This window comes from Enterobacteriaceae endosymbiont of Donacia bicoloricornis, from assembly GCF_012567955.1.
Lineage (GTDB): Bacteria > Pseudomonadota > Gammaproteobacteria > Enterobacterales > Enterobacteriaceae.
The window spans coordinates 41,058-53,387 of record NZ_CP046186.1 but is presented as its reverse complement, the minus strand read 5'-3'; the positions used below and the strand labels follow the sequence as shown (position 1 = coordinate 53,387).

The 12,330-nt window shown below is 20.2% G+C and carries 12 protein-coding genes; 5 read left to right on the top strand and 7 right to left on the bottom strand.

What is annotated here, in order from left to right; genetic code table 11:
* The first annotated feature begins 6 nt into the window (after positions 1 to 6).
* Together glyQ and glyS are read left to right on the top strand one after the other, a co-directional pair.
* The gene (gene glyQ / locus GJU03_RS00275; RefSeq protein ID WP_168918710.1) at positions 7 to 885 is read left to right on the top strand and encodes a glycine--tRNA ligase subunit alpha; all 879 of its coding nucleotides are present in this window, start codon (positions 7 to 9) and stop codon (positions 883 to 885) included.
* 27 nt (positions 886 to 912) lie between these two features.
* Complete coding sequence (glyS, locus tag GJU03_RS00270; RefSeq protein ID WP_168918709.1) at positions 913 to 2,988, top strand: glycine--tRNA ligase subunit beta; 2,076 nt, start codon at positions 913 to 915, stop codon at positions 2,986 to 2,988.
* On the opposite strand, the gene dapA is transcribed toward glyS, so the two are convergent.
* The 6 genes from dapA to leuA form a co-directional block, all read right to left on the bottom strand.
* Entirely contained in the window at positions 2,980 to 3,858 is an 879-nt protein-coding gene (gene dapA / locus GJU03_RS00265) for a 4-hydroxy-tetrahydrodipicolinate synthase (RefSeq protein ID WP_168919051.1), read from the bottom strand. The genes glyS and dapA overlap by 9 nt on opposite strands.
* A 113-nt stretch (positions 3,859 to 3,971) precedes the next feature.
* Complete coding sequence (locus tag GJU03_RS00260) at positions 3,972 to 4,643, bottom strand: nucleoside monophosphate kinase (protein ID WP_168918708.1); 672 nt, start codon at positions 4,641 to 4,643, stop codon at positions 3,972 to 3,974.
* 17 nt (positions 4,644 to 4,660) lie between these two features.
* Positions 4,661 to 5,260 carry a 3-isopropylmalate dehydratase small subunit gene (leuD, locus tag GJU03_RS00255; protein ID WP_168918707.1) on the bottom strand — a complete coding sequence of 200 codons (600 nt, stop codon included), beginning with the start codon at positions 5,258 to 5,260 and terminating at the stop codon, positions 4,661 to 4,663.
* Between the two features lie 12 nt (positions 5,261 to 5,272).
* Positions 5,273 to 6,667 carry a 3-isopropylmalate dehydratase large subunit gene (gene leuC / locus GJU03_RS00250; RefSeq protein ID WP_168918706.1) on the bottom strand — a complete coding sequence of 465 codons (1,395 nt, stop codon included), beginning with the start codon at positions 6,665 to 6,667 and terminating at the stop codon, positions 5,273 to 5,275.
* 20 nt (positions 6,668 to 6,687) lie between these two features.
* The gene (gene leuB / locus GJU03_RS00245; RefSeq protein WP_168918705.1) at positions 6,688 to 7,779 is read right to left on the bottom strand and encodes a 3-isopropylmalate dehydrogenase; all 1,092 of its coding nucleotides are present in this window, start codon (positions 7,777 to 7,779) and stop codon (positions 6,688 to 6,690) included.
* 17 nt (positions 7,780 to 7,796) lie between these two features.
* Entirely contained in the window at positions 7,797 to 9,341 is a 1,545-nt protein-coding gene (gene leuA, locus GJU03_RS00240) for a 2-isopropylmalate synthase (RefSeq protein ID WP_168918704.1), read from the bottom strand.
* Between the two features lie 268 nt (positions 9,342 to 9,609).
* Between leuA and ribD the strand changes: the two genes are divergently transcribed.
* The 3 genes from ribD to nusB are packed head-to-tail and all read left to right on the top strand — an operon-like array spanning position 9,610 to position 11,669.
* A complete protein-coding gene (gene ribD, locus GJU03_RS00235; RefSeq protein ID WP_168918703.1) occupies positions 9,610 to 10,722 on the top strand; it encodes a bifunctional diaminohydroxyphosphoribosylaminopyrimidine deaminase/5-amino-6-(5-phosphoribosylamino)uracil reductase RibD in 1,113 nt (370 codons plus the stop codon).
* 30 nt (positions 10,723 to 10,752) lie between these two features.
* Complete coding sequence (ribH, locus tag GJU03_RS00230; RefSeq protein WP_168918702.1) at positions 10,753 to 11,253, top strand: 6,7-dimethyl-8-ribityllumazine synthase; 501 nt, start codon at positions 10,753 to 10,755, stop codon at positions 11,251 to 11,253.
* Positions 11,250 to 11,669 carry a transcription antitermination factor NusB gene (gene nusB, locus GJU03_RS00225; protein WP_168918701.1) on the top strand — a complete coding sequence of 140 codons (420 nt, stop codon included), beginning with the start codon at positions 11,250 to 11,252 and terminating at the stop codon, positions 11,667 to 11,669. Before ribH ends, nusB begins: the two co-directional genes overlap by 4 nt.
* Before the next feature lie 92 nt (positions 11,670 to 11,761).
* Here nusB and GJU03_RS00220 read toward each other — a convergent pair whose 3' ends face one another.
* A complete protein-coding gene (locus GJU03_RS00220; protein ID WP_168918700.1) occupies positions 11,762 to 12,328 on the bottom strand; it encodes a DJ-1/PfpI family protein in 567 nt (188 codons plus the stop codon).
* Between the last annotated feature and the right edge of the window lie 2 nt (positions 12,329 to 12,330).

Below are 12,330 nucleotides of genomic sequence, written 5' to 3'. Positions count from 1 at the left end.
AAATAAATGAAAGAATTTAATGAGAAAACATTTCAAGGGATGATTTTTATTTTACAAAATTATTGGGCAGAACAAGGTTGTAGTATAATTCAATCTATTGATACTGAAGTTGGAGCAGCAACATCACATCCTATGACATGTCTATATGTAATAGGAAAAAATCCAATTAAGTTGGCTTATGTTCAATTATCAAGAAGACCATCTGATGGAAGGTATGGACAAAATTCTAATAGATTACAACAATATTATCAGTTTCAAGTGATAATGAAACCTCCTCCTAATAATATTCAATTTTTATATTTAAAATCTTTAGAAACATTAAAAATAGATTTAAAAAATAATGATCTTTGTTTTATGCATGATAATTGGGAAAATCCTACATTAGGAGCATATGGAATTGGTTGGGAAATATGGCTTAATGGTATGGAAATAACTCAATTTACATATTTTCAACAAATGGGAGGATTACCTTGTAATCCAATTACAGGAGAAATTACTTATGGATTAGAAAGATTAGCAATGCATTTACAAAATGTAAAAAATATATTTAATTTAATATGGAATAAAGATCAAAATAATTCTATTACTTATAAAGATTTTTTTTATAAAAATGAAATAGAACAGTCTATTTATAATTTTAAATATACAAATATTGATTTTCTTATATATTGTTTTCAAAATTATGAAAAAGAAATTATTTATTTATTAAATTTAGAAAAACCATTAATTTTTCCTGCATATGAAAAACTTTTAAAAGCATCACATTGTTTTAATTTATTAGAAGCACGTAAATTTTTTTCTCATACTGAAAGACAAAGATATATTTTAAAATTACGTAATATGACAAAATTAATTGTTACAAAATATTATAATTATATAAAATAATAAAATTATTAATTAGGTATTAACTTTATGTGTAAAAATATTCTATTATTAGAAATTGGTATAGAAGAAATTCCTTCAAATTATTTATTAAAAATATCACAAATAATTTTAAAAAATTTTAAAAATGAACTAAAAAAAAACTGTTTTAAATATAAAACAATAAAATGTTTTTTTACTTCTAGACGTATTGCGTTACAAATTTATTTTATAAATATAAAACAACCTAATTATTTTTTTAATATTAAAGGTCCTTCTATTTCTAATAGAGAAAATATTTTTGAAAATAAAATAATTCAATATTGGATAAAAAAATATAATATTAAAGATATAAAAAATATTTTTTATAAAAATAAATATGTTTTTTATAAAAAAATTATAAAAGGATTACATATAAAATACTTATTATCAAATATGATAACAAATTCTTTAAAAAACATTATCTCTATTCCTAATTTTATGTTTTGGCATGAAAATATTTTTAAATTTATTAGACCAATAAGAACTATTGTATTAGTTTTAGGAAAAAAAAATATTAAAAAAAAAATATTAAATATTAAATCAGATAATATTATTCAAGGACATAGATTTATGTGTCAAAAAAAAATAATTTTAGAAAATTCAGAAGAATATGAAAAATTATTATTTGAAAAAGGAAAAATAGTTGTTGATTATATTAAAAGAAAAAATATTATTTTTAATAAAATTAAAAAAATAACAAATAAATTACATGCTGTTATTAAAATAAATGAAATTTTTTTAGAAGAATTATCCTCTATGTTAGAGTGGCCTATAGCATTAATAGGAAAATTTAATAAAAAATTTTTAACATTACCATCAGAAATATTATCATATGTAATGATTAAATACCAAAAATATATTCCTTTATATGATAAAAAAAATAATTTATTATGTAATTTTATTATTTTAATAAATATTAAAACAGATAATAATGAAAAAATTATTAATAATCATGAAGAAGTAATTAAATCAAGATTTAAAGATATTCAATTTTTCTTTCAAAATGATTTAAAAATAAAATTTGAACAATATTTAAATAAATTAAAAAATATTATTTTCCAAGAAAATTTAGGTAATTTATTTGAAAAAACTATAAGAATAGAAAAAATATCTCAATATATATCAAAAAAAATTATTCAAAATATTAATATAATTGATTGTATTAGAGCAAGTAAGTTATCTAAATGTGACTTAGCAACACAAATGGTTTATGAATTTCCTGATTTAAAAGGAATTATTGGTATGTATTATGCAAAATATAATAAAGAAAATAAAAATGTAACACAAGCTATTAAAGATCAATATCAATATAAAAAAAATAATTTTATACCTAAAAATATAGTTTCTTGTATTTTATTTATTGCAGATAAAATAGATACCTTGGTAGGTATGTTTAGTATACAATTAATACCAACAGGAGATAAAGATCCATTTTCTTTAAAAAATATAATATTAGTTATAATACGTATTATTATCGAAAAAAAAATAGAAATTAATTTAATTAAATTAATTAATTTTAGTCTTTTTTTATATAAAAAAGATTTTATTGATAAAGAAAAAATCTTAAAACAAATATTAATTTTTATAAAAAAAAGATGTAACAATTACTATATATCATTAGGATATAAAAAAAATATTATTAATTCTATTTTAGATAATAAAATAAATAATTTATTAATTTTAGATTATAAAATAAAAGCATTAGATTTATTTCTTAAAAATGAAAAAAAACAAATTAATTTTTTAATTTTAACTTTTAAAAGAATAAATAATATTTTATTAAAAAATAAAAAATATATAAATAAAAATAATCAGATTAATACTTATCTATTAAAAAATAAAGAAGAAATTATTTTATTTAGATATATTATTAAATTATCTAAAATATTAAAATTAAAAATTAAAAATAACGAATATTATAATATTTTGTTAATATTATCTGAATTATATTATCCTGTTAATAATTTTTTTAAGAAAGTAATAATTAATCATAAAGATAATGAGTTTAAAAAAAATAGAATTTTAATTTTATACCATATAAAAAAATATTTATTAATCGTATCTAATCTTATTCATTTATATTAATTTTAATTTTTTTAATGTATTCTCTATAATTTTTTGATTACACATTGTAAGTTGAGTCATTGGTAATCTCATTGTACCATTTTTAATTAGTCCTAATCTTTGTGCTGCCCATTTAATAGGTATTGGATTAGATTCAAGAAATAATTGATTATGTAATAGAATTAATTCTTTATTAATTTTTTTTGCTTTATGAATTTTTTTATCTCTTATATAATTACAAAATTTGTTCATTTTTGATGCAACAATGTTAGCGGTAACAGATATAACCCCATCTCCTCCTAATAACATAAATTCAAAAGAAGTTTTATCATCTCCACTAATTAAAAAAAATTTCTTTTTTATTAAATTTTTAATTTTATGTACACGAGATAAATCTCCAGTTGCTTCTTTTACTCCTACTATATTATCAATTTTCGACAATTTATAAATTGTTTCTGGTAATAAATCACATCCTGTTCTGGAAGGAACATTATATAGTAATTGAGGTAATATAGTATTTTTTGCAATTGCTTTAAAATGTTGATATAAACCTTCTTGTGTAGGACGATTATAGTAAGGAGTAATATTCAGACAACCTATAATTCCTGAATTTTCTAGAACAGATATTATCTTAATACTTTTAGATGTAGAATTAAATCCTGTTCCAGCTATAATAGGAATTTTTTTTTCTGAAAAATCTAATGCATACATTATAATATTTATTTGTTCATTATATGTTAATGTTGCAGCTTCTCCTGTTGTCCCCATAATAACAATTGCTTTTGTACCACTATTAATATGATATTTAATAAGTCTTTGTAAACTTTTTTTACAAAGATTACCTTTAATATCCATTGGAGTTATAAGTGCTACAATACTTCCGGTAAACATTAAATTATAATCCATATTAATTAATATTAATTAATAAATAATAACAAAATCAGAGTAAATAAACAAATTATTATGATTTTAATTATTTAATTAAAATTTTTAAAAGTTTAAAATTATTTTTTTATTTTATTTAATTTTTGTAAAAAATTATCTATTTTTTTTTTTACATCTAAAATAGATAATGTATTATTAATTTTTTTATAAATGATTTCATTTTTTAAATGATCTTTATAATAATAATTAGTTAATGGTTTAGTTTGTTTTAAATACTCTTTTAAACGATTTTTTATCGTAATTATATTATCATCTGTTCTTGTTATTAATGTTTCACCAGTTATATCATCTTTATTTTTTATTTTTGGAGGATTAAAAATTACATGATAAGTCCTACCTGAAGGTAGATGTATTTTCCGGCCTATAATTCTTTTAATAATTTGATTAATTGGTATATAAAATTCTAAAATTATATTTATTTTTATATTTTCTTTTTTTAGAATATTAGCTTGTAAAATATTTCTAGGAAATCCATCTAATAAAAAACCTTTTTTACAATCAATATTGTATAATCTATTTTTAATAATTTTAATTATTATATCATCAGGAACCATAATACCATTTTTAATAAATTTTTTTATTTTTTTAGTTAAAAAAGTATATTTATTTTTTAAAATATAATTTCTTAACATATTTCCAATAGAAATATTAGGTAAATTATATTTTTCAGATATAAATCTAGCATAAGTTCCTTTACCTACTCCAGGAGGACCTAATAATATTATACGCATTTAATAATATGCTCATTTTAAAAAAATTTAAAATATGTTTTTTCAAAAATATTAATTTCTTTAGAATATTTTTTTGTTAGATCTATTTGATCTAAATCATTTGTAATAAAATTAACTATGTCATTATTTATTTTAAAATTAAAAATTTTTTTATTAATTATAATTTTTTTATAAAATAAATTTATATAACAATATATACCAGGAGATTTTTGTATTATAAAAAATAATTGATCAATTATTTTTTTATTTAAAATAATTAATAATAATTTATTATTAATTGCATTATTATAAAATATATCTGCATAACTAGATGCAATAATAGTATGAAAACCAAAATCTAATAATGCCCATGGAGCATGTTCTCTTGAAGAACCACATCCAAAATTATCTCTAGTTAATAAAATTTTTGAATTTTTAAATTCTTTTTTATTCAAAATAAAATTAGGATTAATTATTTTACTTTCATTATCTAAATATCTCCAATCATTAAATAAATATTTCCCAAATCCTTGTTTATTATTTTTTTGTAAAAATTGTTTTGGAATAATAACATCTGTATCAATGTTTGATCTATTAAAAGGAACTATAATACCATTAAATTGTAATTTATTATTCATAAATATTTCTTATTATAAATTTATATTAATAAAATAACCATATATAGCTGTAATTGCTGCTATAACAGGACTAACTAAATGAGTTCTACTATTACGTCCTTGACGACCTTCGAAATTTCTATTACTAGTAGAAGCACATCTCTCTCCAGGTTGTAATTTATCATCATTCATTGCTAAACACATAGAACATCCTGAATATCTCCATTCAAAACCAGCATTTTTAAAAATTTTATCTAATCCTTCTTTTTCAGCTTGTTTTTTTACCATATTAGACCCAGGAACAACTAAAGCAGTAATATGAGAAGCAATTTTTTTCCCTAAAACTATTTTTGCAGCAGCTCTTAAATCTTCAATTCTAGAATTTGTACAAGAACCAATAAAAACCTTATCAATTTTTAAATTAATTAATGTAATTCCTTCATGTAAATCCATATATTTTAAAGCCTTTATTGCTAATTTTTTCTTATTTTCATTTTTATATGAATTTATTAATGGAATAGGTTCATCTATACTAATTATTTGTTCAGGATTTGTTCCCCAAGAAATTTGAGGAGTTAATTGTGAAATATCTATGTTTATAATTTTATCAAATTTAGCATTATGATCACTATATAATGTTTTCCAATATTTTAATGCTTTTTCCCATAACTCCTTTTTAGGAGTAAATTTTTTATTTTTTAAATATGATAAAGTAGTATTATCAGGTGCAATTAATCCTGATTTGGCTCCCATTTCAATAGACATATTACAAATAGTCATTCTAGATTCCATACTTAATTGTTTTATAACATTACCATTAAATTCAATAATATATCCGTTACCCCCACTAATACCAACTTTTCTAATTATGAATAAAATAATATCTTTTGCAGTAATATTTTTTGGTATATTACCATTAATATTTATTAACATATTTTTAGCACGATTTTGTTTTAAAGTTTGAGTTGCTAAAACATGTTCTACTTCTGAAGTACCAATACCAAAAGATAATGCACCAAATGCTCCATGAGTAGAAGTATGTGAATCTCCACATACAATTATCATTCCAGGCAATGTAATACCCTGTTCTGGTCCTATAACATGTATAATCCCTTGTAAGGGATGATAAATATCATATAGTGTAATATTGAAGTCATTACAATTTTTTATTAGTGTCTCCATTTGTTTTTTAGCTATATAACCAGATGCTTCTATATTTTTTATTTTAGTAGATACATTATGATCCATAGTTGCAAAAGTTTTATTTGCTCTATAAACTTTTCTATTTTTATCTCTTAATCCTTGAAATGCTTGTGGTGAAGTAACTTCATGAATAAAATGTCTATCTATATATAATAAATTAATATTATTTCTTAAATTATAAATAATATGTTTATCATATATTTTTTCATATAATGTTTTTCCCATATATTTATACCTATTTTTTATTAAATAATAGTTTCCATAATTAATGTTCCCATATCATCAGTTGTGACTATCTTTTCATTTTTACTATTAGTAAATAAATCTTTTGTTCTATAACCTATACTTAGTATTTTTTTAATAGCATTTTTAATTTTTTGAGATATATTTCTTTCTTTTAAAGAAAATTCGATTAACATTGCTAATGATAATATTTGTGCTATAGGGTTAGCTATATTTTTACCAGCAATATTAGGAGCAGAACCACCTGATGGTTCATATAAACCAAAATAATTTTGATTAAAACTAGCTGAAGGTAAATTACCTATCGACCCAGAAATCATAGCACATTGATCAGATATAATATCTCCAAATAAATTTGAACATAATACAACATCAAATTGTGATGGATTTTTCATTAATTGCATTACAGCATTATCAATATACATATGTTCTAATTTTACTGATATATATTGTTTTGATATTTCTGTTAAAACTTCACGCCATAATATGGATGTATTTAAAACATTTGCTTTATCAATAGAGCATATTTTTTTTTTTCTTTTTAAAGCTATATTAAAAGCAATATGTGCAATTCTCTCTATTTCAAATCTTGAATATATTTCAGTATCAAATGCATATTCATCTATACCTTTTCCTTTTCTCCCATTAGGTAAACCAAAATATATACCTCCTGTTAATTCTCTAATACAAATAATATCAAAACCTTTACATAAAATTTCTTCTTTTAAAGGACTTAAAATACCTAAATCTTTATAAAAAAAAGTAGGACGTATATTTGCAAATAAATTAAAATGTTTTCTTAATTTTAATAATGATCCTTTTTCTGGTCTTTTATTTAAAGGTAAATAATCCCATTCAGGTCCACCTACAGATCCAAATAATATAGCATTAGATTTTTCACAACCATATAACGTTTTTTTAGGTAATGGATTACCATATATATTTATAGCAGCTCCACCAACAACATAAGTATCAATAGCTATTTTTTTAGTTATATATTTTTCTATTTTTTCTAATATTTTTATTGCTTGTTTCATAATTTCTGGACCTATACCATCTCCAGGTAAAATAGCTATTTTAAATATATCTGACATTATTGTTCCTTAAAATTTTAAAATTTATTAATTTTCATTATATTTTTTTGTACTTGATCAGATCTCCAAATATTATTAAGGCAATTAATTATAGAAATAACTGAAGCTTTTATAATATCTTTAGATAACCCAATACCATGAAAAATTTTTTTTTTATATTTCATTTTAATATTAACTTGTCCAATTGATTCTTCAGTATTATTTTTAGTTGTCAATACATACTGAATAAATTTTATATTATAGTTTGTTATTTTAATTATTGTTTTGTATATTGCATCAATTGGTCCTAATCCTGTTGCTGCTTCTAATTTTGTTAATTTTCCACATTTTAATTTTATAGTTGCAATAGATAAATTAGAATTTGATTGTATATTAAAATATATTAATGAGTAATATTCTGTACTATTTTCTATTTTACTATTAAAAGCTAATGCTTCTAAATCATAATTAAAAATTTGTCCTTTTTTATCAGCTAATTTTATAAATTTATTATATAATTGATTAATATCGTATGTATTTTTTTTATATCCCATTAATTTCATATGATATTTAACGGCAGCTCTTCCTGATTTAGAAGTAAGATTAATTTTTGTTTTATTTAAACCTATATCTTGAGGATTTAAAATTTCATAAGTTTTTTTATTTTTGATTATTCCATCTTGATGGATACCAGAAGAATGTGAAAAAGCATTACTTCCTACAATAGCTTTATGTATAGCTAATGGAATATTACAAATATTACTCACTATTTTACTTGTATGATATATTTTTTGATAGTTTATATTAGTGAAAAAATGCATACTTTTTTTTCGAGTATATAGAGCCATAATTACTTCTTCCAAAGCACAATTACCAGCTCTTTCACCTATTCCATTAATAGTTCCTTCTATTTGTCTTGCACCTGCATTTATTGCAGTGATAGCGTTACCAACAGCCATTCCTAAATCATTATGTGTATGAACTGAAATAATACATTTATCTATATTATCGACTTTCTTCTTTAAAGAAGAAATTATATTATAATATTCTTGAGGAAATGTATAACCTACCGTATCTGGTATATTAATAGTTGTCGCTCCTGCATCAATAGCTGTTTTTACTACTAAACATAAATCATTGATAGGTGTTCTACTTCCATCTTCACAAGAAAACTCAATATCATCAGTATATTTACGAGCATATTTTATCATAAATGATATTTTTTCTATTACTTTATTTAAAGTAGTTTTTAATTTTGTAGTAATATGTATAGGAGAAGTTGCTAAAAAAATGTGAATTCTAAAATTATTAGATTTTTTTAATGATTTATAAACTAGATCTATATCTTTTTCTTTACATCTAGCTAATCCACATAATTTACTATTTTTTATAATATATGATATTTTTTTTGCAGTTTGATAATCATTAGGAGAAGACATTGGAAATCCAACTTCAATAATATCAATACCCATTTCTTCTAAAGAAAGTGCTATTTCTATTTTTTCTTGAGTATTTAAATTAGATTTAAGTGATTGTTCTCCATCACGTAAAGTAGTATCAAAAAGAATAATTTTTTTTTTCATATAAATGTTATCTCTTAAAACAGAATTTATTAAGTATATTTACTATTATTTTTTATAATAAAATTATTTTAATAATTAATTAAATAGTTAAAATAATATATTTTATATATATTTAATATATTAAATATAATAGTTTATATTGATAATATATTTAAATAAAAAATTAATTTTTATAAATTTTTATTTAATTAATAATTTTATTATATTAAATGATATTAATGAATATTAAAATTATAAATTATTAAATATTAAATTTTTTAAGGATATTATGTATTCAATAGATAAATTTTATATGATGTATGCTATTAAGTTAGCTAAATTAGGTATTTTTACTACAACTCCTAATCCAAATGTAGGATGTGTTATTGTAAATAATAAAAAAATTGTTGGTCAAGGATATCATTTTAAAGCAGGAGAATCTCATGCAGAAATTAATGCATTAAAAATAGCAGGTAAATATGCTAAAGGATCAACAGTTTATGTTACATTAGAACCTTGTAATTATAAAAATTTAACACCTTCTTGTTGTAAAGCATTAATTAATGCTAAAATAAAAAGATTAGTAGTTGCATCAAAAGATCCTAATCCAAGAATAAATGGAAAAGGATTAAAATATTTATCTTCTAAAGGAATTCAAATAACTAAGAATATTTTATCGAAAAAAGCGGAATCAATAAATTATGGATTTTTTAAAAGAATGAATACTGGTATTCCTTGGATACAACTTAAATTAGCATCATCTTTAGATGGGAAGATTGCACTTTTAAATAGTAAAAACAAATGGATATCATCAAAAATTTCAAGAAATGATGTTCATAAATTAAGAGCAAAAAATACGGCTATTTTAAGTACAAGTAAAACTATTTTACAAGATAATTCTACTTTACTGGTTAAATGGAATAAATTAAATTATTATATCAAAAAAAGATATCCTAAAAAATTCTTAAGACAGCCAATTAGAATTATTTTAGATCGATTAAATACAATAAAACCTACTGACAAAATAATTTTATTTCCTGGTAAAATTTTTTTAATAAAATCAAAATATACTTTTGAAAATTGGCCTAATTATGTAGAACAAATTATTATTCCTGAAATTAATGGTTATTTTAACTTAAAATATTTATTTAAAATATTGGGTAATAAAGGAATTAATTCTGTTCTTATAGAAGCAGGAAGTATATTATCAGGATATTTAATTGCTTATAATTTAATAGATGAATTAATTATTTATTTAACACCTAAATTATTAGGAAATATTACAGTAAGTTTATGTAGTATAAATAAATTTATGAATATTATTAATGTTCCAAATTTTTATTTTACAAATGTTAAAAAAATAGGACCAGATTTAAAATTAATATTAAAACCTATTAAATAATTTGATAAAAAAGGATAATACAAATATATTATGAAAATTATTGATGAAAATATTATAGTTCCTAATGCTTTTATTGCGATTGTTATATCAAGATATAACACTTTTATAAATAAAAATTTATTATATTCTACTATTGATACTTTACAAAGAATAGGTATGGTTCAAGATAAAAATATAACTATATGTTGGGTCCCAGGAAGTTATGAAATAGCATCAGTTATTAATTTATTAATACAAAAAAATATCTATGATGGTATAATAGCTATTGGTACTATTATTAAAGGAGAAACATCTCATTTTAAATATCTATCTCAAGAAGTATGTTCTCAAATATCTAGTTTATCAGTAAAAAATAATATTCCAATTTCTTTTAGTATCTTAACAACAAACAATATTAAACAAGCAATTGAAAGATCTGGTATTAAAAAAGGTAACAGAGGTACAGAAGCAGCTTTAACGTTATTAGAAATGATTAATATATTTAAAGCAATAAAATTATTACATACAAAAAATAAAAAGGAAGTTAAGTGAAATTTATTGGTAGATATTATTCTAGAAAATATGCTTTACAAGCAATTTATTCTTGGCAATTGTCTAAAAATAATTTTAATGATATTAAATATTATTTTCTAAATGAATCAATAAAAAATATCAATATTATTGATATTGATTATTTTAATGATTTAATAAATGGTGTTATAGTTAATAGTTTTTATTTAGATAATATAATGAAACCATTTTTATCTCGTAAATTATTTGAATTAGGACAAATTGAAAAAGCAATTTTACGTATTTCTTCATACGAATTAATAAATCGTTTAGATGTTCCACATAAAGTAATAATTAATGAAAGTATTTGTCTTGCAAAAAAATTTGGAGGAGTAGAAAATAGTTATAAATTTATTAATGGGGTATTAGATAAGATTGCAAATAAATTAAGAATTTAAATAATTAAAATTTTTTGTTAATTAATAATAAAAACTATATATTTTAAATTTAAAATAAATAGTATTTATTATTATTTATATATTTAAAATTTTTATAATTCTTTTTCAATTTTTAAAGATGTTTTTTCCCCTAAAATAATTTGTACTAATTTTAAATTAAATGTAATTGCATATTTTACACTTTGTGCTGTTAATAATTTATATTTGTCGTCCCAATAAACTGGGTATTTTACCCACTGTTGATATGGTATTAAATATTTTAATCCTAAATATCCAGTCATTTTAGCATTAGGAAATAAATTATTAGCACTAATAACCATAGCAGGAGCAGCACATATTGCTCCAATTATTCGATTAGTATTCTTAATTTTTTTTAAAAATTTTAACAAAAAAATATTTTTTTGAAAAAATTTTGATGCTTGTAATCCACCTGGCAAAATAATTGCTACTATATTTTTAAAATTAATTTTTGTTATTTGATTAAAAAAAAGATCACTTATAATTTTTGTACCATAAGCACATATTATTTCTCGTTTATTGTTTAGACTAACTAATATAACATTTATATTACTTCTATTTAAAATATCTATAGAAGATATAGTTTCTATATCTTCGATACCATCTGTAACAAAGATAAGAACAGAGTAATGTTTTCTCATTT